General features: G+C 54.6%; 25 protein-coding genes. 18 read left to right on the top strand and 7 right to left on the bottom strand.

Features of this window, described 5'->3' with window-relative positions:
- The first annotated feature begins 24 nt into the window (after positions 1-24).
- The 9 genes from glyA to lptE all read left to right on the top strand — a co-directional run bounded on the left by glyA (position 25) and on the right by lptE (position 8933).
- Positions 25-1278 (top strand): serine hydroxymethyltransferase, encoded by a 1254-nt coding sequence (gene glyA, locus ACJ77P_RS01435; RefSeq protein WP_408998828.1) that lies wholly within the window; start codon positions 25-27, stop codon positions 1276-1278.
- Positions 1275-1727, top strand: a complete 453-nt coding sequence (locus ACJ77P_RS01440; RefSeq protein ID WP_408998829.1) for a deoxycytidylate deaminase — start codon at positions 1275-1277, stop codon at positions 1725-1727. Before glyA ends, ACJ77P_RS01440 begins: the two co-directional genes overlap by 4 nt.
- Positions 1724-2194, top strand: a complete 471-nt coding sequence (gene nrdR / locus ACJ77P_RS01445; protein WP_367360545.1) for a transcriptional regulator NrdR — start codon at positions 1724-1726, stop codon at positions 2192-2194. The genes ACJ77P_RS01440 and nrdR overlap by 4 nt, the downstream gene beginning before the upstream one ends.
- 11 nt (positions 2195-2205) lie before the next feature.
- On the top strand, positions 2206-2853 hold the full coding sequence (locus tag ACJ77P_RS01450; protein ID WP_367360546.1) for a riboflavin synthase: 648 nt from the start codon (positions 2206-2208) through the stop codon (positions 2851-2853).
- 81 nt (positions 2854-2934) lie between these two features.
- The gene (locus tag ACJ77P_RS01455; protein WP_367360547.1) at positions 2935-4137 is read left to right on the top strand and encodes a bifunctional 3,4-dihydroxy-2-butanone-4-phosphate synthase/GTP cyclohydrolase II; all 1203 of its coding nucleotides are present in this window, start codon (positions 2935-2937) and stop codon (positions 4135-4137) included.
- Positions 4138-4295: 158 nt separating this feature from the next.
- On the top strand, positions 4296-4760 hold the full coding sequence (gene ribE, locus ACJ77P_RS01460) for a 6,7-dimethyl-8-ribityllumazine synthase (protein WP_367360548.1): 465 nt from the start codon (positions 4296-4298) through the stop codon (positions 4758-4760).
- A gap of 218 nt (positions 4761-4978) precedes the next feature.
- Positions 4979-5437 (top strand): transcription antitermination factor NusB, encoded by a 459-nt coding sequence (nusB, locus tag ACJ77P_RS01465; RefSeq protein ID WP_367360549.1) that lies wholly within the window; start codon positions 4979-4981, stop codon positions 5435-5437.
- A 263-nt stretch (positions 5438-5700) separates the two neighbouring features.
- Positions 5701-8289, top strand: a complete 2589-nt coding sequence (gene leuS / locus ACJ77P_RS01470; RefSeq protein ID WP_367360550.1) for a leucine--tRNA ligase — start codon at positions 5701-5703, stop codon at positions 8287-8289.
- A gap of 140 nt (positions 8290-8429) precedes the next feature.
- A complete protein-coding gene (gene lptE, locus ACJ77P_RS01475) occupies positions 8430-8933 on the top strand; it encodes an LPS assembly lipoprotein LptE (protein ID WP_367360551.1) in 504 nt (167 codons plus the stop codon).
- A 70-nt stretch (positions 8934-9003) separates the two neighbouring features.
- Here the strand turns inward: lptE and rpsT are convergent, their stop codons facing one another.
- The gene (rpsT, locus tag ACJ77P_RS01480) at positions 9004-9279 is read right to left on the bottom strand and encodes a 30S ribosomal protein S20 (protein ID WP_367360552.1); all 276 of its coding nucleotides are present in this window, start codon (positions 9277-9279) and stop codon (positions 9004-9006) included.
- A 392-nt stretch (positions 9280-9671) separates the two neighbouring features.
- Between rpsT and clpS the strand changes: the two genes are divergently transcribed.
- From clpS to pdxT, 9 genes are all read left to right on the top strand, one after another.
- Positions 9672-9983, top strand: coding sequence for an ATP-dependent Clp protease adapter ClpS (clpS, locus tag ACJ77P_RS01485; RefSeq protein ID WP_367360614.1), 312 nt, complete (start codon positions 9672-9674; stop codon positions 9981-9983).
- A gap of 97 nt (positions 9984-10080) precedes the next feature.
- A complete protein-coding gene (gene clpA, locus ACJ77P_RS01490; protein ID WP_367360553.1) occupies positions 10081-12387 on the top strand; it encodes an ATP-dependent Clp protease ATP-binding subunit ClpA in 2307 nt (768 codons plus the stop codon).
- On the top strand, positions 12365-13087 hold the full coding sequence (gene aat / locus ACJ77P_RS01495) for a leucyl/phenylalanyl-tRNA--protein transferase (protein WP_408998830.1): 723 nt from the start codon (positions 12365-12367) through the stop codon (positions 13085-13087). Before clpA ends, aat begins: the two co-directional genes overlap by 23 nt.
- A gap of 200 nt (positions 13088-13287) precedes the next feature.
- On the top strand, positions 13288-14454 hold the full coding sequence (locus ACJ77P_RS01500) for a thiolase C-terminal domain-containing protein (protein WP_367360555.1): 1167 nt from the start codon (positions 13288-13290) through the stop codon (positions 14452-14454).
- Positions 14455-14456: 2 nt separating this feature from the next.
- Complete coding sequence (locus tag ACJ77P_RS01505; protein WP_367360556.1) at positions 14457-14891, top strand: Zn-ribbon domain-containing OB-fold protein; 435 nt, start codon at positions 14457-14459, stop codon at positions 14889-14891.
- A 174-nt stretch (positions 14892-15065) separates the two neighbouring features.
- Positions 15066-15701 (top strand): imidazole glycerol phosphate synthase subunit HisH, encoded by a 636-nt coding sequence (gene hisH / locus ACJ77P_RS01510; RefSeq protein WP_367360557.1) that lies wholly within the window; start codon positions 15066-15068, stop codon positions 15699-15701.
- On the top strand, positions 15691-16470 hold the full coding sequence (gene hisF, locus ACJ77P_RS01515) for an imidazole glycerol phosphate synthase subunit HisF (RefSeq protein ID WP_367360558.1): 780 nt from the start codon (positions 15691-15693) through the stop codon (positions 16468-16470). Before hisH ends, hisF begins: the two co-directional genes overlap by 11 nt.
- Positions 16471-16655: 185 nt before the next feature.
- Positions 16656-17537 carry a pyridoxal 5'-phosphate synthase lyase subunit PdxS gene (gene pdxS / locus ACJ77P_RS01520; protein WP_367360559.1) on the top strand — a complete coding sequence of 294 codons (882 nt, stop codon included), beginning with the start codon at positions 16656-16658 and terminating at the stop codon, positions 17535-17537.
- Positions 17538-17575: 38 nt separating this feature from the next.
- A complete protein-coding gene (gene pdxT / locus ACJ77P_RS01525; protein WP_367360560.1) occupies positions 17576-18229 on the top strand; it encodes a pyridoxal 5'-phosphate synthase glutaminase subunit PdxT in 654 nt (217 codons plus the stop codon).
- Positions 18230-18897: 668 nt separating this feature from the next.
- Here pdxT and ACJ77P_RS01530 read toward each other — a convergent pair.
- The 6 genes from ACJ77P_RS01530 to ACJ77P_RS01555 form a co-directional block, all read right to left on the bottom strand.
- Positions 18898-19851: an MlaD family protein gene (locus tag ACJ77P_RS01530; protein ID WP_367360561.1), complete on the bottom strand. Its 954-nt coding sequence runs from the start codon at positions 19849-19851 to the stop codon at positions 18898-18900.
- Complete coding sequence (locus ACJ77P_RS01535) at positions 19835-20257, bottom strand: hypothetical protein (protein WP_367360562.1); 423 nt, start codon at positions 20255-20257, stop codon at positions 19835-19837. Before ACJ77P_RS01535 ends, ACJ77P_RS01530 begins: the two co-directional genes overlap by 17 nt.
- Positions 20258-20301: 44 nt before the next feature.
- Positions 20302-21087, bottom strand: a complete 786-nt coding sequence (locus ACJ77P_RS01540) for an ABC transporter permease (protein WP_367360563.1) — start codon at positions 21085-21087, stop codon at positions 20302-20304.
- Between the two features lie 132 nt (positions 21088-21219).
- Positions 21220-21909 carry a 4'-phosphopantetheinyl transferase superfamily protein gene (locus ACJ77P_RS01545; protein ID WP_408998831.1) on the bottom strand — a complete coding sequence of 230 codons (690 nt, stop codon included), beginning with the start codon at positions 21907-21909 and terminating at the stop codon, positions 21220-21222.
- The gene (locus ACJ77P_RS01550; RefSeq protein ID WP_367360565.1) at positions 21812-22633 is read right to left on the bottom strand and encodes a lysophospholipid acyltransferase family protein; all 822 of its coding nucleotides are present in this window, start codon (positions 22631-22633) and stop codon (positions 21812-21814) included. The genes ACJ77P_RS01545 and ACJ77P_RS01550 overlap by 98 nt, the downstream gene beginning before the upstream one ends.
- Positions 22634-22642: 9 nt before the next feature.
- On the bottom strand, positions 22643-22891 hold the full coding sequence (locus ACJ77P_RS01555) for a phosphopantetheine-binding protein (protein WP_367360566.1): 249 nt from the start codon (positions 22889-22891) through the stop codon (positions 22643-22645).
- Between the last annotated feature and the right edge of the window lie 7 nt (positions 22892-22898).

Here is a 22898-nt window from a genome sequence, read left to right on the forward strand (position 1 = left end):
CAGAGAAAAGGGGATACAGCATTCATGTCAGTGTTAAGAGAGACCGATCCCGAAATCGCCGAGGCCATCCTGCTGGAAACTCGGAGGCAGGCTGAAAAACTGGAGCTCATCGCGTCGGAAAACTTTGTCAGCGAGGCGGTTCTTGAGGCCCAGGGATGCACGATGACCAACAAGTATGCGGAAGGGTATCCTGGAAAAAGGTACTATGGAGGCTGTGAGTACGTCGATATGGCTGAAAACCTGGCCATTGAGCGCTGCAGGAAACTGTTCGGCGCAGATTATGTCAATGTTCAGCCCCACTCGGGGACTCAGGCCAACATGGCGGTTTACTTTGCCGCCCTTTCGGTGGGAGACACCATCCTGGGAATGAACCTCGCTCATGGCGGCCACCTGTCTCACGGGAGCCCGGCCAACTTTTCCGGAAAATTGTACAACATCGTTCCTTACGGCGTGGACAGGGAGACGGAACGCATCGATTTCAACCAGGTGGAGGATCTTGCCAGGCAGCATAACCCCAAGCTGATCGTCGTCGGCGCCAGTGCCTACTCCCGGACCATCGAATTCGAAAAATTCCGGGCCATTGCTGATGCGGTCGGCGCCTTGGTGATGGCCGATATCGCTCATATTGCGGGCCTGGTCGCGGCAGGGCTTCATCCCTCGCCCGTCCCCGTCTGCGAATATGTCACGTCGACAACCCACAAGACCCTACGGGGTCCCCGGGGGGGCCTGGTCATGTGCCAGGCGCCCTATGAGAAAACCCTTGGAAGCCGCGTGTTTCCCGGTATCCAGGGGGGGCCGCTGATGCACACCATCGCCGCCAAGGCGGTGGCCTTCAAAGAGGCCCTGACGGAGGAATTCAAGGAATATCAGAGGCAGATCGTCAAGAATGCCCAGGCGATGGCTGAGGAGCTGATTCGTCAGGGCTACCGCCTTGTTTCCGGCGGAACGGACAACCATCTGCTCCTTGTGGACCTGACGGACAAGGGACTGACGGGGAAGGACGCCCAGGAACTGCTCGATTCGTCGGGGATCACCGTCAACAAGAACGGAATTCCCTTCGATACCCGCGGCCCCATGGTCACCAGCGGGATCCGGATCGGCACCCCCGCCCTGACAAGCCGGGGTATGAAAGAGGGGGAAATGCGGAAGATTGCCCGCCTGATTGTCGACGTTCTGGGCAACCGGGACAGCGAAAGGCATCGGCAGGAGGTAAGGGAAGAAGTGCGCCGCCTTTGCGGGAAATTTCCCCTTTATGCCAAACGGATCGAAGGCGCATGACAGAGGACCATTCCAGGCCGGACTGGGACGAATACTTCATGGATATCGCATCGCTCGTTGCCCGGCGTTCCACGTGCACAAGGCGCAGGGTCGGAGCCCTGCTCGTGAGGGAGCGCCGGATTTTATCCACGGGGTACAACGGCGCCCCTACGGGATTGCGCCATTGTCTGGAGGTCGGATGCCTGCGCGATCAGCTCAACATCCCCTCAGGGGAGCGGCATGAGCTTTGCCGGGGGCTTCATGCCGAGCAGAATGCCATTATCCAGGCGGCCCTGCACGGAGTCGGCACCGCAGGCGCGACCCTTTACTGCACGAATCATCCCTGCGGGATCTGTGCAAAGATGATCATTAATGCCGGAATCGTTTCCATCGTGATTCTGGATGGATACAGCGACAAGCTGGCCGATGAAATTTTCGCTGAGGCGGGAATCCAGGTGAAAACCCTATGAAATGCCCCTTCTGTGGCTACACGGAGAGCAAGGTGATGGATTCCCGGGTGAGCCGGGACGGCAGCGCCATCCGGCGAAGGCGGGAGTGTCTGGACTGCGGCCGACGCTTTACGACGTATGAGTACATTGAAGAAATTCTCCCGACCGTGGTCAAAACGGACGGCCGCCGGGAAGCCTTTGACCGCAACAAAATCCGGAGCGGAATCCGGAAAGCCTGCCAAAAACGGCCCATCAGTACGGAAAGCATCGAATCTCTCGTGGCGGAGGTGGAGCGCTTCTGCCAGGAGTATTCCGGCGAAGAAATTTCATCTTCAAGCATCGGTGAAAAAGTGATGCAGGTTCTCAAGGATCTGGATGCGGTCGCCTATGTGCGGTTTGCCTCCGTTTATCGGCAGTTCCGCGATGTCAAAGATTTCCTTGAGGAGCTCAAGGAATTTCAGGACGGTAAAAAAGAGGACGGGTCATAGGAAGATCGAGGATGTTTACGGGCATTATTCAAGCGATGGGGACCGTCCTGCGCCTGTCCCGGCGGGGTGAGGATGCTGTACTGGAAATTGGGACGGACATGGATCTTTCGGATGTCCGCATCGGCGACAGCGTGGCCGTGAATGGAGCCTGCCTGACCGTTACCGCCGTGGGCCGCCGGAGTTTCAACGCCGACGTTTCCGCAGAAACGCTCTCCCGGACGGATCTCGCCTTTTTTTCACCGGGAGAGTCGGCCAATCTGGAAAAAGCCCTGCGCCCCACCGATTTTCTAGGGGGGCATATTGTCCTGGGTCATGTCGACGGCCTGGGACGGATTCAGGAGCGGACCGTCAAATCCGGTTCCGTTATTTTCCGGATTGATGTGGAGCACGGCTTGAGCCGCTATCTGGTTCCCAAGGGATCCGTGGCCGTCGATGGGGTCAGCCTGACGGTGAATCGCTGTGAAGAGCATGCGTTTTATGTTAACATGATCCCCCACACGGCGGGAAAGACGACCCTGGGATTCAAGAAAAAAGGGGACCGGGTCAATATCGAAACCGACATCCTGGGCAAATATGTGGAGCGCCTGTTACATCCCGAAGAGAAAAAGGAAGGCGGCATAACCAGGGAACTGTTGATGAAGCAGGGATTTTTCAAGTAAACTCCGGAAAGCGCGGGAGCGGGATTCGCACTGAAAGAGCGGACGCGCCGGCCGGTGCTTTTCAAATGAGGAGAGAGAGTTATGAGTTTGTGTAAGATAGAGGAGGCCATCGAGGACATCCGGAACGGCAGGATGATTATTCTGGTGGACGATGAAGACCGGGAAAATGAGGGAGATCTCTGTATGGCGGCGCAGTTTGTAACGCCTGAGGCGATCAATTTCATGGCGAAATATGGCAGAGGACTGATCTGCTTGACCTTGAACGAGGAGATGGCCGATAAGCTGAATCTCCCAATGATGGTGCAGGACAACCGCTCCCGCTTCGGAACGGCCTTTACGGTTTCCATCGAAGCGCGGTGCGGTGTGACCACGGGCATTTCCGCCGCGGATCGGGCAACGACCATCCAGGCGGCTGTGGCGGATAACGTTCAGCCCGGTGATCTTGTCAGCCCCGGCCATGTTTTTCCCATTGTGGCGAAAAAGGGAGGTGTCCTGGTCAGAACAGGTCAGACGGAGGGCTCGGTTGACCTGGCGAGACTGGCGAAGCTGAAGCCCGCGGGGGTGATCTGTGAAATCATGAAGGATGACGGGACGATGGCCCGAATGCCCGATCTGGAGGTCTTTGCCGAGGAGCACGGCCTGAAGATAGCGACCATTGCCGATCTCATCGAATTCCGCATGAAGCACGAATCGCTGATCCGCCGGGCGGCGACGGCAACCATACCCACCCGCTATGGCGGAGAATTCAAACTGGTGGTCTACGAAAACGATGTGGATAAGTTCCAGCACCTGGCCATGGTCAAAGGGGATATCCAGCCGGACGATGAGGTGCTGGTACGGGTCCACTCCGAATGCCTGACGGGAGACGTGTTCGGTTCCGAACGCTGCGACTGCGGCGATCAGCTCCATACGGCCATGGAGATGATCGACAAGGAGGGGAAGGGCGTCATTGTCTACATGCATCAGGAAGGCCGTGGAATCGGGCTGGTCAATAAGATCAAGGCCTACGAGCTTCAGGAGCATGGGCAGGATACCGTGGAGGCGAATATCGCCCTGGGCTTCAAGCCGGATCTGCGGGATTACGGAATCGGGGCTCAGATCCTGGTCGATCTCGGGGTGAGGAAGATGCGCCTTATGACCAACAACCCGAAGAAAATCGTAGGCCTGGAAGGATATGGGATCAAGGTTACGGAGCGGGTGCCCATTGAAATCACTCCGACGGACAAGAATATCCGTTATCTGACCACGAAGAAGAAAAAAATGGGACACATTCTGGAGATCTAGCGTCCCGGAGCGGGGATCGCAGGGACTGTCCCTGAAGGGGTAGCAGGATAAAGCGCTGAAGTTTGCTGAAGCCTGTGCCGAAAATCCGGTCAGGCCGACTGCGAAGCGAGAGCCGGGACAGGAATTGCAGGAACAGACGAGAGAAAAAGGAGGATGACATGCCGATAGCGACAGAGGGGCGTTTAATTGCAACGGGAATGAGAATTGGCATCGCTGTCAGCCGTTTCAATGATTTTATCGGCAGCCGGCTTCTGGATGGTGCTCTGGATGCCCTGATGCGTTCCGGGGCGGAAGAAAAGGATATTCAGATTTACCGGGTTCCCGGGGCATTCGAACTGCCGCTGGTGGCTAAAAAGCTCGCCGCCAGCAAACGCTTTGATGCCATCATCTGTCTGGGGGCGGTAATCCGTGGTTCGACCCCGCATTTTGATTACATCAGCGCGGAAGTTTCCAAAGGGATTGCCAACGTCGGCCTGGAACTGGGGGTTCCAATCTCCTTTGGCGTTTTGACGACGGATACCATCGAACAGGCTATTGAACGGGCGGGCACCAAGGCAGGAAACAAGGGGTGGGACGCCGCCATGACGGCCATTGAGATGGTTGATCTGTTAAGGCAGATATAAGGCCTTTTATCCGGGACGCATCCTGGAGAATATCGGGCCGACGGATGCTCTGCCGCCGGTGGCCCATGTCTGCCATGAGGTTCTTCCAGTTCCGGACGGGAGATGATATCGGGGTGGCGCGGCAGCAGCGACACCGCTGAGCGGCGGCTTTTCCCGGGAGCTGGGCGAGCCGCTGCGGCCGGGGTCGCTATGATGTTACATTGGAATCAGAGGAGTTCATGCGTCAGAGAAGAATAGCACGGGAAATAGCCCTGCAGGTTCTTTACAGTCTGGAAGTTATGGGGATGGAGGCCGGGGAGGCCATTGAGCTGTACTGGGCGCATCACGATGCGTCCGTGGACGCCAGGCCGTTTTCGTCCCTTCTCATCGAGGGGACCTGGGAACATCGGGATCAGATTGATTCCCTGATCGGCAGCTGTTCCGAAAACTGGTCCATAGCGAGGATGTCGAAAGTCGACAAAAGCATCCTGCGCATGGCGGTTTTTGAACTCTGCTTCTGCGCGGACATCCCGCCCAAAGTGACGATGAACGAGGCCATTGACCTGGGAAAGGTTTACGGCTCCGAAAACTCCGGTTCTTTTATCAATGGGATTCTTGACGCGCTTTATGTAAAACTTGGAAAAAAGGAAGCGGATCAGGAAATCACGAGCGGCGTCCTCGAGGAACCAAAACAGTAAACGCGCCCTTTTTCGGACGTGCAACCCCATTTTTTTTGAAACGGCCTTCCAATCCTTCCTCCTTCGGCAACACTCCATTGATAAACGGCCGGGTACGCTACCCTTCATCAGAATCATGCACCATCGCGGGCTTCCTGTGCGTGGTTTGACCGTGCCCTCCCGGATGCCCAAATCCGGGAAGTCAAAAGTGACGACAGTTTCCGTGTTGAATGCGCTATCGTAATATGCTAGAGAACATACCGACTTTAATCGGGGAGTGCCTTATGAGCAGAAAATACATGCCTCTGGAAATTGAGGAAAAGTGGCAGCGATACTGGGAAGAAACCGGTACGTTCAAGGTGACGGAAGACCCAGCAAAAAAGAAATACTATCTCCTGGAGATGTTTCCCTACCCTTCCGGCAAGATCCATATCGGTCATGTGAGAAACTATACCATCGGCGATGTCGTGGCCCGGTACAAGCGAATGGAGGGGTACAACGTTCTGCACCCCATGGGTTGGGACTCCTTCGGCATGCCGGCGGAAAATGCCGCCATTGAAAGGGGGATCCATCCCTCCATCTGGACGAATGAAAACATAGCCCACATGAGGATGCAGCTCAAGAGGATGGGGTTCAGCTATGACTGGGACCGTGAGGTTTCGACCTGTGAACCGGAATATTATCGCTGGGAACAGCTTTTCTTTCTCTGGATGTTTGAAAAGGGCCTCGTCTATAAAAAAACATCCAGCGTGAACTGGTGTCCGCGGTGTGAAACCGTTCTGGCCAACGAGCAGGTGGAAGCCGGGCTCTGCTGGCGCTGCAGCAGCGAAGTGAAGGAAAAGGTCCTGGACCAGTGGTTCTTTCGCATAACCGCCTATATCGACGAACTCCTGGAGGGATGCGATCGGCTGACGGGATGGCCGGAGCGGGTGCTGACCATGCAGCGGAACTGGATCGGAAAGAGCTTCGGCTGCGAGGTGTCCTTTCCCATGGCGGATGGACCGGGCGAGATCAAGGTCTTCACCACCCGGCAGGATACGCTGTTCGGCGCCACCTTCATGCTGATTGCCGCCGAACATCCCCTGGTCATGGAACTGGTCAAGGGGAAGGCCCTTGAAAAAGAGGCGCTGGCCTTCGCCGAGGAGGTCAAAAAACAGGACAAACTGATGCGGACCTCGGATTACTATGAAAAGCAGGGGCTCTTCCTCGACTGTTACTGCCTCAATCCGCTGACCGGCTGGAAGATGCCGATTTTTGCGACCAATTTTGTCCTGGCGGATTATGGCACGGGATGTGTGATGGCTGTGCCGACCCATGACCAGCGGGACTTTGAATTTGCGGAAAAATTCAATCTCCGCAAGGTGGTGGTCATCTCTCCGCCGGGGAAAACGCTGGATCCGGAGACCATGACGGAAGCCTATGTGGAGGAGGGGATTCTGATCAATTCCGGTCCTTTTGACGGGATGGAAAATCTCAAGGCCCTGGATGCGATTGCCGATTATCTGATTTCCCTGGGGAAGGGGAAAAGGACCGTCCAATACCGGTTGCGGGACTGGGGCATCTCCCGCCAGCGGTACTGGGGAGCGCCGATCCCCATGGTCAACTGTCCGAAGTGCGGAACGGTGCCGGTGCCGGAATCCGACCTTCCCATCGTCCTGCCCCGGGATGTTGATTTCTCCGGTGAAGGGGGATCGCCCCTGGCAAGGCACCCCGATTTTCTGAACACGGCCTGCCCCGCCTGCGGCGGTCCGGCGAGGAGGGAAAGCGACACGATGGACACCTTTGTGGAATCCTCCTGGTATTTTGAACGCTACTGCTGTCCCCATTTTGATCAAAAGCCCGGCATCAAGCGGGAGCAGGTGGATTACTGGATGCCCGTCGATCAGTACATCGGCGGAATTGAACACGCTATCCTCCATCTCCTCTATGCCCGCTTTTACACCAAGATGCTCCGGGATTTCGGGCTGGTGGGGGTGGACGAACCCTTCACGAATCTTCTGACCCAGGGAATGGTCTGCAAGGAAACCACCCGCTGTCCGGAGCACGGCTATCTGTTCCCGGAGGAGGTCACGGAAGGCCGCTGCACCCATTGCGGTGCCGGGGTGATTGTCGGCAAGACCGAAAAAATGTCGAAATCCCTGAAAAACGTCGTCGATCCGGATTATCTCATCCGGCAGTACGGGGCGGATACGGCCCGAATGTTCTGCCTCTTTGCGGCGCCTCCTGAAAAAGACCTGGAATGGAGCGACCAGGGGGTGGAGGGATCCTTCCGCTTCATCGGTCGCACCTGGCGTATCGTGATGGACTATCTGGACGATCTCCAGGGGATTGCACCCTTTAGCGGCGGCGAAGAACTGGAGGGCGATCTGAGGAGTCTCCGCCGAAAGACCCATCAGACGATTCAAAAAGTCCGGGAGGATATGGGCGAGCGTTTCCATTTCAACACGGCCATCAGCGCCATTATGGAGCTGGTCAACACCCTTTACAGCACACCCAGGCCGTCCCGGGAGGACCGGAAGGCGCTCGCCGTGGTTCGGGAGACGATCGAAGCCATTGTTGTCCTGCTGGCCCCGATCGTGCCCCATCTTACAGAAGAGCTCTGGCAGATGCTGGGCCATCAAGGTGTCTGCCTCGCGGACACCCCGCTGCCGGTTTATGATCCGGCTGTTGCAGCAAGGGATGAGATGACCATTGTCATCCAGGTGAATGGCAAAGTGCGGGGCCGGATTGCCGTGGCACCGGATGAGCGGGAGGATCGAATTCAAGCCTTGGCGATGGCTGATGAGAAAGTATCCCGTTTTATCGAAGGAAAAACGGTGATCAAGCAGGTCTATGTGCCGAAAAAACTGTTGAATATTGTCGTTAAGGGATGAGGATAGTCGAGAGGCGTTCGGCTTGGAATGACCCATCGCGTTGGAATTCGGGAAAAATTCAGGCCGGCCGGTCAGAGGTGGATGGAGAGGCCATGAAGGGGATGGATTGCCAGAGGGTGTCTGGACGGTGGACCGGGCTTGTGTGCGCTTTGATTATGCTGTGGATGAGTTCCGGTTGCGGATATCATCTGGCTGACGGTGAGGATAGCATCGATCCCGCCATCCAAAAGGTTTTTGTCGACACCTTTACCAACAGGACCAGCGAAGCCGGGATTGAAAACCTCTTCCGCAGCGCCTTCATGGATCAGGTCCTGCGGGGGGGGCGTTTTCAGCTTGCCGGCAGCCGTGAGGAAGCGGATGCCCTGATCCGGGGGGATATCCGAAGCCTGAGCACTTCTCACCTCTCCTATGGGAAGACGGATCTTTCTGTGGAAGAGCGGCTCACCGTTGTGATGGATGTTACGTTTGAGGAGCGGACGTCGAAAAGGATTCTCTGGCAGGTCCGGAACTTCAACTATTACAACGACTACACGGTGGCGGGCGAACAAACGAATGTGATGGAAATCAAACGGAAAAACGCCTTGGTGAAGTTGTCCGGCGATGCAGCGGAAAGGGCGTACAGCCTGATCCTCTCAGGATTCTGACGGCTGCCGTACGCCCTGTCTCATGAATTGTGGGGCCAGATGTCGAAAAAACCGGGCTTCGAAATGAAGTCTATGCCTCGGCGGCAAACTGGACATTGACCTTGCGGGTGAGCCTGGATATATAGCGGGAAGCGGTCTTGTGATGATAAACGCCCTTTGCGCCAGCTTTGGCAATGACAGGAACCGCCTTTTGCAGGGCGTTTAACGCCCCCTCTTTATCCCTTGCCTCGACAGCCGTAAGCACCGATTTGATGTAGGTTTTAACTCTTGATTTTATAGAGATATTTCCCACCCGGCGTTTCTCATTCTGCTTGCTTCTCTTTTCTGCGGATTTATGTGTAGCCAAGAATTTTCCTCCTTCTTAAGAGTTCAATAAGTAAATTTGACTTTCTATATGAAACCCATTTTCATGTCAAGGTGAAATTGGCCGTCAGGGACTTCGCAAGATTTATGTCCGATAGGGATTGCCATGAGGAGAAGGTGTGATTACATTATATTCGTCAAGGGAAGCCGCAGGCGTGATTGTATGAGCAGGGAAAGAATTTGAATTTTGGGTGAATTTGAATTATATAACTGGTACAATGCTCCATTAGATGGTTGAGAAGATTGGCTTTTATTGAGGAATTCCTTCTTCGGTGGCAAAGAAAGATTCTCCCGGCATGAAACATGCCAGCAGAAGGACTCGAACTCCTGCACTCCTGAAGAGGAGGCCGTACCTGATTGGGAAGCGGAAAGAGAATGCACCAGGAACCGAATCACAGCGATGAGTTGGACATCGGGCTGGAAAACGAGATTTTAAAGCCCAGGATGTATCGTGTTTTGCTTCACAACGATGACTATACCACGATGGATTTTGTCGTTTATATTTTGATGACCATCTTTCACAAATCAGCCGCAGAGGCGACGAGGATCATGCTGGATGTGCACAGGAAGGGTCTGGGCGTCTGCGGAATTTACACCTATGACATTGCATCCACGAAAATTGCCCGGGTTCATTGCATGTCCAGGCAGAGGGAGTTTCCTTTAAGGTGCAGCATGGACGAAGCCTGAAAAGGAGGCCCCGGAGAAATCCGGCCGGGCGGTTTGGCCGGATGAAAGGCCGGGACCGGCCCGGCCACAGGAAGTTTTAAAACGAGAGGTAAGAATAATGAGGCTTAGTGAAAGCTTGAATCAAATTATCATGGCGGCCTATGCGGAAGCAAAATCACGGCGCCATGAATTTATTACCCCGGAACACCTGCTCTATGCCGCGCTTTTCTTTGATGAAGGGCGGGATATCATCGCGAGGTGCGGGGGAAATCTGGGCCATTTAAAGAGCGCCCTGGAACATCATCTTCATGATTCCCATGCAAAGCTGAATGATTCGGATGCCGTTCAGTCTCTGGGTTTTCAGAGCGTTCTCGAGAGGGCTGTATGGCATAATTCGTCGTCGCAGAAAGAAGTCCTGGATCTGGGGGATGTCCTGGTCTCCATTCTGGAGGAAAAGGAGTCTTTCGCCTCCTACTTTCTGGCCCAGGAGGGGATAACCAGGCTTGTGCTTCTGAATTATATTTCTCACGGGATACCGGCCATACCGGAAAAGGAATTTGAGCACGGTCCGAAGCATGAAGATCCCAAGGCCGACGGAGAGACGGGCCGCCGCGAACAGGAAACGGTGAAGAGCGAAGTGCTCAAGGCCTTCACGACGGACCTGACCGCCAAGGCCATGGCCGGTGAACTGGATCCGTTGATCGGCAGGGAGGACATCCTGGATCGGACCATCCAGGTTCTCTGCAGGCGGTTGAAGAATAACCCGGTTCATGTGGGTGAACCGGGAGTAGGGAAGACGGCCCTGACGGAAGGGTTGGCCCAGATGATCATCCATGGAAAAGTGCCCCGGCGGTTGAAGCATGCCAGGATCTATGCCCTGGATATGGGTGCCCTGCTGGCAGGGACGCGATTCCGCGGTGACTTCGAAGAGCGGATGAAGCGTGTTCTTTCAGAACTGAATAAACTTGATAATGTGATCCTGTTTATCGATGAGATCCATAACATCGTGGGGGCAGGTGCGGTGTCCGGCGGCTCCATGGATGCCTCCAACATTCTCAAACCGGCGCTGGTCAACGGAAATCTTCGGTGCATCGGCTCTACGACGTATGACGAGTACCGAAAATATTTCGAGAAGGACGGCGCTTTGTCGCGGCGTTTTCAGAAGATTGAGGTTCCCGAGCCGACCGTTGAGGAGACGTTCCAGATCCTCAAAGGGCTGAAGGACAAGTACGAGGAATACCATCACGTCTATTACACGGAGGCGGCCCTGCGGTCCGCCGCGGAGCTGTCCGGAAAATTCATCAATGACCGGAAGCTCCCGGACAAGGCGATTGATGTCATCGACGAAGCAGGGGCCGTCGCCAATATGCGGCCGTCAGCTGATTATATCCGCCATGTGATTGATCAGCATGATGTGGAGCGGATCGTCGCCAAGATAGCCCGGATTCCCGAGAAGAACGTTTCCTCCTCCGAAATTGAAAAATTGAGGGATCTTGAACTCGAGCTGAAAAGCTCCATCTTCGGGCAGGATTCCGCCATCGAACAGCTGGTGGAAGCGATCAAGCGGTCACGGGCGGGTTTCCGCGAGCCGGACAAGCCCGTGGGCTCCTTCCTGCTGGTAGGCCCGACGGGTGTCGGCAAGACGGAGCTGGCCCGCCAGTTGGCTTCCTCTCTGGGCATTCCGCTCCATCGGTATGACATGAGTGAATACCAGGAGAAGCATACGGTCGCCAAGTTGATCGGCGCACCTCCGGGTTATGTGGGTTACGAAGAAGGCGGCCTTCTGACCGAGGACATCCGGAAATCTCCGCATTCCGTGCTGCTCTTCGATGAAATTGAAAAGGCGCACAGCGATATATTCAGCACCCTGCTCCAGATCATGGATTACGCGACCCTGACGGACAACACGGGTAAAAAGGCCGATTTCCGCAATGTCATTATTCTCATGACCTCCAATGCCGGTGCGCGGGAAATCGGAAAGCCGGCCATCGGTTTCGGCGGAAAGGAAATCAACCGGGATGCCGTGTTTGTGGAAATCGAGCGCATCTTCTCGCCGGAGTTCCGAAACCGCCTCGATGCCGTCATCAATTTCAATGCCCTGACCGATGAGGTGGTGTTGAAGATCGTGGAGAAGGCAATCCGGGATTTCAACAGACAGTTGCAGGACAAGAAGGTCGAACTGGAGGTTTCAGAGGCCTGCCTTGCCTGGCTGGCCCGTAAGGGCTATTCCCCGGAATACGGAGCCCGGGAGATTGCCCGACTGATTCAGGACAAGGTCAAACGGTTCTTTGTCGACGAGGTCCTTTTCGGCAGCCTGCAGCAGGGCGGCAAGGCCTATGCGGATATCGACGAAGATGATGTCGTCGTCAAGGTGATGGAGGAACAGCTCGAACGGAAGGACCATGCCGATCTTCCGGCTCGGTAAAGAGATTCTCTTTCCCCCCGTATCCCTGGCGATGGAAAACGGCCTCTTGGCGGTGGGCGGTGATTTGTCGCCCTACCGTCTTCTGGAGGCGTATCGGCAGGGCATCTTTCCCTGGTATTCCAATGGGGATCCCATCCTCTGGTGGGCTCCCCATCCCCGTTTTATTCTCTTCCCCCGGGAAATCGTCATATCCCGAAGCATGAAGCAGGTCCTGAAGCAGAAGCGGTTTTCCATGACCCTGGACCAGCATTTTGACGACGTGATTTCCGCCTGCGGAACAGTCGGCCGGCCGGCTCAGGATGGGACATGGATTACAGCCGGGATGGAGGAGGCCTATTGCATCCTTCATGAACTTGGCTATGCGCACTCCGTGGAGGTTTGGTGCGGCGAAAAGCTGGCCGGGGGACTGTACGGCGTTTCCCTGGGAGGCTGCTTTTTCGGCGAATCCATGTTTTCCAAGGAAAAAAACGCCTTCAAGGCGGCGTTGATCTTCCTGGCGCAACTGCTTGGAAACCTTCATTTTACCCTGATTGACTGCCAGGTTTACACCTCGCATCTCGCCTCCCTCGGTGCCCGTTTTGTTCCCAGGAAGACCTTCTCTTCTCTGATCAGGAAATCTTTCTCCGTGGCGACTTTGAGAGGAGACTGGTCCGCTCATCGTGAAATAGCGGATAAATGGCCCCTGGAGGACTGTTTTTAGGGAAGAAAAATATTGGAGAGGACGGGCGGAAAGAGCAGGGAATTGCGGGCAAGGTTGACAGGCCAATCCAGGCCAAAAGGCTGGCTTTTATAAATTGACAGTTGTGATATTTTGTGGTAGCAAAACCGCTGTTGAGCATTACTCCGGCAATGAAAATTGTGTGACGGGATGAACTAAACAAAAAGATCAGGAGGAAATTTATGAGTCGAGTTGCAGTTATTGGCGTAGGACAAAGCACCTTTGTTCGAAGCTATCCCGGTTCCATCAGGGAATTGGCGTTTGAAGCTTATAGTGAAGCAATGAAGGATGCAAATATACAGAACTCGGATGTTGACGCGACGGTCATGTGTTCCGCCCCCGAGTATGACAAGCAGAGATCCCCGGCTGGTGTTGTAGCCGAATATCTGGGTTTGAATCCCCAGCCGACCTTCTATGTTGAAACCCTCTGTTCATCCAGCAGTACGGGATTGAAGCTGGCTTACTCCCTGGTTGCATCCGGCCTCCATGACTGCGTTATGGTTCTGGGCTTCCAGATCATGTCCCAGTTGACCTCCAATGAGTCCCAGGAAAGAATGGGCCGGGGCGCCGACATTCAGTGGGAATCGACCTTCGGCACAATGATGCCTGCCTACTATGCCCTTCATGCCCAGGCTCACTTCGCAAGATACGGAACAAAACCGGAAGATCTCGCAAATATCCGTGTGAAATCAGCAACTTACGGTGTTCTGAATGACCGCGCCGTTTATCGGAAACCAGTGGCCCATGAAGATTTCCTCGATCCCCAGAAGATGGGCGGACCGGTCGCCAGCCCTCTGCGCGTGGGAGACTGCTGCGCAAACGCCGACGGCAGTTCCTGCATCATCGTCGCCAACGAAGAGAAGGCGAAGAGATTCTGCAAGAAGCCTGTCTGGATTCTCGGCGTCGGCGCCGCTTCGGCCTCGGTCAACATGGTCGGGCGTGAATCTTTGAGCGGGTTGGCGGTTGGCATTGAAGCGGGTAAGCAGGCTTACAAAATGGCCGGCATTACGCCGAAGCATATCGATGTTGCTGAAGTCCATGACTGCTTTACCATTGCCGAAATGATGGCCATTGAAAACCTCGGTTTTGCAGAGGCGGGCGGCGGTCCTGAATTGGTCCGTGCCAAAGAGACCTATAAAGAGGGAAGCATCCCCGTCAACATCGACGGCGGTCTTCTTTCCAAGGGGCATCCCATCGGAGCAACGGGTGGTTCGCAGGTTCGGACCATCGTTCGTCAGCTGAGGGATGAGGCTGATAATATTCAGGTGAAGGATCCGATGTTCGGTCTGGTTCATAACATCGGTGGTGTCGGCTTGTACGGTAGTGTGACTATTTTTGGGAGAGAATAATCATGGCTAAAGATAAAGATGTTCGCTTCAGTAAATTTGGGACGGTAAGCTTCACAGGTGTAACGCAGGTCAACGATTTTATTGATTACCTGGAACAGGGAAAGATCATGGGAACAGTCTGCAAGGATTGCGGCCAGAAATTTTTCCCACCACGCGCTCAGTGTTACAAGTCTCTGTCCAGCAATATGGATTGGTTTGAAGTCACCGGCAAGGGAAAGCTGGTTTCTTTCAGCACGCTTCGCTACGGGCCGACGGGCTTCACGGATGAACTGCCCTACACCATCGCCCTCGTAGATTACGGCGATTACAAGGTGTTCGGGCGCATCGACCCGGCGGTCTCCAATCCTGATGACTCCCTGAAGGTCGGTATGGAGATGGCGGCCAAGCCAGCCAAGACAAGCAACGGGCAGCTGACCTATGTCTTTCAGCCTGCGTAACGATTGCGCGGTGTAGAAGAGAAGAGTCAAGATTCGCATAGAGGAAAGCAGCACCAATTGAGAAGTGTGAAAGCCTTGCCTGGCTTCCGTGTCAGGCGAGGCTTTTTACATCGGAGACAGGACATTGCCCGGCTTTGACGAGGGAAGTATGGCGAGGCCCCTTCAGATGAATTTATGATCGCGATCATTGATTACCAGGCAGGAAATTTGACCAGTGTGTTCCGCGCCCTCAAGTGGTTAAAGCAGGAGTGCGTCGTTACAAAGGATTATGAAACGCTGTGCAGCGCCTCCCACGTTATTTTTCCGGGAGTCGGTGCGGCGGGGGATGCCATGTTCCATTTAAAGCGGACAGGGCTGGACCGGGTCATTATCCAACTCGCCCGGGAGGGGAAACCCCTGCTGGGGATTTGTCTCGGAACTCAGATTATCTTCGACTTCAGCGAAGAAAACACGACCCCCTGTTTGGGGATTCTCCCCGGCACGGTTAAACGTTTTCCCGAGGATCTGATGAGCAGCGGCGCCCTGCTGAAAATACCCCACATGGGGTGGAATTCCGTGTCCTTTCGAACAAACCATCCCGTTTTCCGCGGAATATCGGACCATGCGGAATTTTACTTTGTGCATTCGTTCTTTCCCCGTCCGGATTCAGAAGAATATGTCCTGGGAACAACTTCTTACGGAATCGAATTTCCCTCCGCGGTCGGGGCGGCAAATGTCGTTGCGGTGCAGTTTCACCCGGAGAAGAGCGGAAGGCCCGGGTTGGCGATCCTCGAGAATTTTTGTGGATGGAGAGGAACGGATGCTGAGTAAACGGATCATCCCCTGTCTTGACGTCCGCGCCGGCCAATTGACCAAGGGGATAAAATTCAAGGATAATATTGATATCGGAGACCCTGTTGAGGCGGCCCGCCGGTACTATGAAGAGGGGGCGGATGAACTTGTCTTTTATGACATCACCGCATCGGCAGACAGTCGGGACATCATGATCGATCTTGTCCGCCAGGTGGCGGAGGTCATCATGATCCCCTTCTCCGTAGGCGGAGGAATCCGGACGGTCGAAGACATGAGGCGCGTGATCCTGGCGGGAGCTGAGAAGATCAGCGTCAATTCGGAAGCCATCAAAAATCCTCTTCTCATCAGTGAGGGGGCCAAAGCCTTCGGCTCACAATGCATCGTTCTGGGTATGGACGTTAAAAAAGTCGATGCATCGTCATCCATTCCATCGGGTTACGAGATGGTCATTCACGGGGGCCGCATTTTTACAGGGATTGACGCCCTGGCGTGGGCCAGAAGGGCCGAGAGCCTCGGTGCCGGAGAAATATGCCTTAATTCCATTGATGCAGACGGCACCCGGGAAGGTTACGAGATCTATCTGACGTCCCTGATTTCATCAAATGTGCGCATTCCGGTTATCGCTTCCGGCGGGGCGGGCAACCCCGAGCATCTTTGCGACGTTTTGACCCGTGGCAGAGCCGATGCGGCACTGATTGCGTCCATGGTTCATTATCACAGTTATACAATACGGGACATAAAGACATACCTGGATTCTCAGGGCGTTAAAATGCGGATGTTTTGGTGAAGCCCATCCCGGAATGGGGAAGATGCCGGCAGCCGCCGCTCCCCGGGCCGGAATGGGAATGTCGGATTCTTTCCGGTTCGAAATTCTTTCATTTTGCTTTTACTCTTGACGTATTCCCAAAATCATCATAAAAATCAAATCACTTTATATCCTGGAATTCCCGGGAACTGGAGAGGTAACCTATCGTGGACACAAAAAGATATGAACTCAATGTTCAACTGGCACAAATGCTTAAAGGCGGCGTCATCATGGACGTTACCAATGTTGAACAGGCTAAGATCGCAGAAGAGGCGGGGGCTGTGGCGGTCATGGCCCTGGAGCGCGTACCGGCGGACATTCGCGCGCAGGGCGGGGTGGCAAGAATGTCCGATCCAGCCATGATCTCCGAAATCAAGAAGTCCGTTTCAATTCCGGTCATGGCAAAGGCCCGGATCGGTCACTTTGTGGAGGCGCAGATCCTGGAAGCTCTCAAGATTGATTATATTGATGAAAGCGAGGTTCTTACACCCGCTGACGAGGAGTGCCACATCGACAAAACCAGGTTTTCCATCCCCTTTGTCTGCGGTGCTCGAAATCTCGGCGAGGCGCTCCGGCGGATCGCCGAAGGCGCGGCCATGATTCGAACGAAGGGTGAAGCCGGTACGGGAAACGTTGTGGAAGCGGTTCGCCACATGAGGACCATGAATCGAGAAACGAGGCAACTGGCCAGCATGCCGGTTGAAGAGGTTACGGCTTTTGCAAAGAACAACGGGATTCCCCATGAGCTTGCCCTTCAGGTCCGGACACTCAAACGCCTCCCCGTCGTGAATTTTGCCGCGGGAGGGATTGCAACGCCGGCTGATGCCGCTTTGATGATGCAGCTAGGCTGCGACGGCATCTTTGTGGGGTCGGGCATCTTCAAATCTTCGGATCCTGCCAGGCGCGCCCGTGCCATTGTCAAGGCGACGGCCTACTTCAACGATCCGGCAAAGGTCCTGGAGGCCTCCATGGACCTGGGCGATGCCATGCCCGGGCTTGAAATCGCTCAAATACCCGAGGATCAGATCCTGGCGACGCGGGGCTGGTAAATCAAAAGTTTTTTTTCACGATGATCTGCAGCGAAGCATTGTTACAAAACAGAATCGGTGTTCTTGATCTTCAGGGAGGGGTTTGCGAGCATCTGGACCATCTGGAGCGTCTGGGAATAACCGGAAAAAGAGTTAAAGAATCCGGTGATTTTGAAGATATTGCGGGATTGATCCTCCCAGGGGGGGAGAGCACCTGCCTTTCCCGGCTGATGCGGATCTTCGGAATGGAAGAGGCTTTGCTGGCTGCCTTTCATCGGGGCATGAACATCTGGGGGACCTGTGCCGGTGCGATTCTCCTGGCAACCCGCGTTCTGGGAGAAAAGCCTCATCTCGGGCTGATTGACATGGCCATTGAACGGAACGGTTTCGGTTCGCAGCTGGACAGTTTTTATCGCGAAGCTTCAATTCCCGAGGTCTCTCCGGACGCCATCCCCCTCACCTTCATCCGGGCTCCGAAGATCGTCGGCGTTGGACGCGATGTCAAGGTCCTCCTGCAATTTGAGGACTATATCGCTGCCGCGGAAAACGACCGGGTACTCGTCACCGTGTTCCATCCGGAATTAACGCCCTGCCTGGCCTTTCATCGCTATTTTGCCCTGAAATGCGGTGCCTTGACTCCAGAAAGCCTTGTCGAAGCCACCGGGCATTTCTGGAATGCAACAAGCTGGACCCGGCTTGCTCCACATGCCTGACCGGCTTGAGAGCAATTCAATCTTCCGGCGGATTTTCTCTTCTTTTTCCATGTCCGACCGGCTCCGGTAAAACGATTTCAGGCGGTCAAGATAAATCAGCAGGGGCCTCCTCCAGCCATGAACGGAAGCGAGGTCCACTGCACCGGTCAGCAGGGCTTCGTCCTCCCCTCGATAGCGGACCGCCAGCCCCGTGGCGATCAGCCGGGAGAGGTCATCGCGGATTCTGTGAACCGACCCGGAGATCTCCTCCCTGTCTCCCCTCTCCAGGGCTGCGGCAAGGTCCTGATAGGAGGGCGGAAGGTGCTCTCTCTGGAGCGAGTCGAAGCTCCCCGCCAATAAGAGATAATAGTTTTTTTGACGATCGGCACCGGCCGGATCGGCTTTTGCGATTTCGAGATATTCCCGGTGGTCGGGCGTTTCAAGGACAGCGATCCGGAGCGCAGACCGGGTCAGGTAAGCCGTCATAAGCAGCGATAAATCGCCGCTTCTTTTAATTTCCTCAATGGCCTTTTGAAAGTGAAATTCAGCCGTTGTGTCCTTTCCCGACAGAAAATCGCTCTTGTATCGTTCCAGATGGGAAAAGCTGGCCGTTCTCCATTCCGGGACGGATTTCCCGGCGCATCCGCATAACAGAAGCAGACAGCCACACATGAAAACCAGGTATCGTTTCACGGCAGTTTTATCCTGGGCTCCTTCCTGAAGGGGATTTTCCTGTCCAACTCCTTGACAAGACTGTTGATCGTGCTGATCGTTTCATCGATGTCCCTGCGCAGCACTCCGAGATCCTTTGTCGATGCGTCCACGTTGGCGCCCACGTTGTTTACATGGATAACGAACTGATCCAGTTTGGCCAGCTTGCCCACAAGATCCACCAGGAGCGTTCGCATGGATGGGAAAATTCCGTCCTTGCCGTAAAGGGCTTCATCCGATTTTACAGCCATGGCATCCACCGTCTTTAAAATGCGGGTCATCTCCGTGGTTATTTCCTCTGTATTTTTGAGTGCTTCCTGTACGGCGGACACCGTATCCGGGTTGCCCAAGGCAAGATCAAGAAGGGAATCCGTGCGGGCCAGCCGCTCGGCCAGTGTTTCCGTGTGACGCAGAATCTGATTCACGTTTCCCTTCGGGTCGACCAGGTTCGCCGTCAGGGTTTCGATATTGATGGTGATCCGGTTCAGCCGCTCCACGACCGGTTCCAGTTTCTTGATGGTTGTGTTGATGTCATTGGCCACCACAACTTCCTTGATCGCTTCCGTGGACAGGGGGGGACTGCTCATTTTCCCCGTGGAAAGTACGATGCGCGGATCGCCGATCAGCGGCTTGTTGATGATAAACACGCTGTCCCGCCGAAGCCATTTCGCATGCCGGTGGAGAATTTTGATCCGGATCAGGATGCGCCCGTCATCGCCGAGTTCCAGGGCATGCACTCTGCCGATCTTGTAGCCTGACAGGAGGACCGGCATACCCTCCGTCAGATCTTCACCGGAAAAGGAGGCCAGTGTGTACGTGTCCACCCGGGAAAAAACATCCTTCTTGTAGGCCACATAACCGATGGCGGAAACAATCAGCACCGAGGTGATCAGGATGAACAGCCCGACCTTGTATTCAAGACTCCGAAACATCTTTTATCCTATAGCGGTCGCGATTCCATGAATAATCCAAAATCCTGCAGGAGAAATAAAGGTCATCGATCCGGGTCAGACTGTTCTCGATCAGTTCCGCATCGGGCAGATCAGGCACGAGACGAAAGGGCCGGTCAATGACGATCAGGGCATCCTGGACCATCGCCGCCCGCAGCAGTTTGACCAGGTAGCGTTCCCAGTGATCCAGCGCCGCAATTCGCAAACCGGCGATCTCCCGCTTCTGAAAACGGTTCAGAAGACCCACGACGACCCTCTTCGCCTGCAGCCTGCTTTCGCTGAGATGGTAAAGCCGTATTAGAGCAATATTCAGCCACACATTCAAGTTGGAAATCAGGGGAATGTCCGTTGAAACAAGCCCGAGGTTCTCCGGATGCCTCTCCTTCAAATCCGAAAGGGCCTCGTCAAGGCGATTCTCATCTTCAAATAATATTAAATGGAGCTTAGGATTAATGACAGGACCTCAATGACGACGATGGCTATAAATACGTTATTCATACCGGTCAAAACGGCTATGGGAATGCTGGACAATTCATTCGATGCCGTCAAACCGTATCGAATCGGAAGCAGGGTGATAAAAAATCCGAAGGTTGCGCATTTCAGGATCAGGATCACCAGGTCCGAAAAGTCGGCGGATACAACCAGAATCCGGATGTAGGCATCGAATGCCAGACCGAAAATCATCCGCGAAAACAGGGCCCCGCTCGCCAGAAGCACGAGGGTGAAAATGCCGTTGAGAAGAACGACGGAAATGATTCCGCTCAAAATTCTGGGGACAACGATATAATCGAAGGCGTCGATTCTAAAGACATTCAGCGCATCCAATTCCTTGCTGACCTTCATGACCGCCACCTCCGTGTTGAGCGCCGCCCCGGAGCGCAACGCCAGCAGGAGCACGGTCATAAAGGGGCACACCTCCGTGAAGATGAAGCCCATCAGAATATTACCCAGATTCCCCGCCATCCCCATCTGTTTGATGGAGTCAAGGACGATCCCCATCAGAAACAGGCCCATCAGGGCGGAAATATAGATGAACAGGGGCAGTATCTGTACGGCCGTAAAATACAGCTGCGTGATGATGACCAGTTGAGTGGCCTTATTGTACGTCTTGAGGTCAAGGAGATGAAGGATGACCTGCCAGGTAAAAAAAAGCGTTTCGAATGCGGAACGGCAAAGCTTTAACGTCCTTGTGCCTATGCCTTCAATAAAAGTAACCATTGAATTTCCGCAATCCAGGGTGCCGTGGTGATGATTCCTCGTCTTTACATGCCCTCAGGCAAAACATGCATTTCCGGAAAAACTACCATAGGAAGGCAAGGAGTGCAAATCCCAAAACGAAGGCCTTTCGAATCAGGGAACGGAAGGTTGCAGGAGGCAGGCATGGGCCAGAAACAACCCGTCATGACTCAGGCTGATGTCAACATCAAGGAGCCGGCCCCGGCAGAAGACCCGGGGCGGTGCCGCTGAAGATCCCTTCTGCTGCCGGACAATCTCCAGGTCCTCGAAATGCTCGGAAAGCAGTCCCGCAAGATAGAACCTTGCCGCCAGCCGGCCGGCCTCGGTATCGGGAGCGCGCCCCCCCTGAAGGGATGAAGAAAGGTAGTGAACATGACGGAAAACGCTCAGGGTATCCGGAGCGTGAGTAAAGGCAAGGCAGTGGAGGTAGGTATGGCGGTATTCAATCCGGATCCAGCACCTCCCAGCGGGCGTCAAGACGGAACCTGCAGACAGACGTGGAAAGAAAAGGCCCTGGATGTCCGGAGATTCCGTTCCGGAATCTTCATGGCCTTCAGGGTCTATGGAGACCGGAAAGAGCTTCGGGATGGCTGGTATGTCAGGACAGGCCTTGCTGATGGCTTTGTAAGCCGCTTCCTTGGCCGCCCAGCAGCACCAGAGCCTCAGTTCCGGGAAGGCGGATGAGGACAGGATGAAGTCCTGTTCATCAGGCGTGAAGACGCGGTTGAGGAAACGAATATTTCTGCTCTTCTTTTTTGCAGTGGATTGGGTCAGATCCACGATGTCGTTGCCGACATGAGGCAAAATGCTGTTCCTCCATATGGGCGAGTTTCTGTATGCATTGAGCCGCGTAGTGACGGTGCGCCCTGCGGCCGCTCAATTCCGTTGGTGCCGGTTCAATGACATCGACCAGCACGGAAAACTTTTCTCCCCACCGGGGCAGATTGCTGTATTGATCCTGATGATCTCCCCGGAGGTATAGGCAAAGCACTTTGCACTCCCTGCAGCAGTCGATCAACTGACCAATCCCGTAGGAAAAATTCTCCGTGTCCACATGGCCGATCCGGGAACGGCCCCCTTCCGGGAAAATCATGACATTCTGCTTGCTGTTCAATACGGCAAGACATTGGTCGAGTGTGGACTGGACCTCCTGGCGACCGGCTCCGCGGCTGATCGGAATGCACTTTGTAAGATAACAGACAACCGTGAGAAAGAGATTCCGTTGGAAATTCGCCCGCTCCGGAACGTTCCAGGGGAGCGTCTGATAGCTCAGAAGAAAACGGTACAACGGCGCGATGGCATAGGTCAGAATGGCGGAATCGATCATCGTCAGATGATTCGCACAAATGATCCACGGCCCTTCATGGATTTTGAAGAGCTCGTGGCATTTATGGCGGATCCTGCGGATGTCCCGGATTCGGTAACCCGCAAGGCGTATGGCAAGATATATCAATGGACCGACAATAAAAACGGCGATTCTGCCGAGAGCATATTGCAGTCTGAGAGAATTATTTCCCGCTTTCTTCATGAAGAACCCTTAAGCCAGTTTGCTTTGAACCACTTCGATTGCATTTCCGATGGTCCGGATTTTGTCGGCATCGTCGTCATCGATCTCTATTCCAAAGACATCCTCACATTTGATGATGACGTCCACAAGACGCGCGGAATTGACTTTGAGGTCGTTGAGAATGTGGGTATCTTTTGTCGCCGTTTCCAGAAGGGCGGGGTCCTTGGCGTAAAGCCTCAGGATGTTGATCAACTCTTCAAAAATCTTTTTTTCGTCCATTTTAATG

It is taken from the genome of Syntrophus buswellii, from assembly GCF_046097065.1.
Lineage (GTDB): Bacteria > Desulfobacterota > Syntrophia > Syntrophales > Syntrophaceae > Syntrophus > Syntrophus buswellii.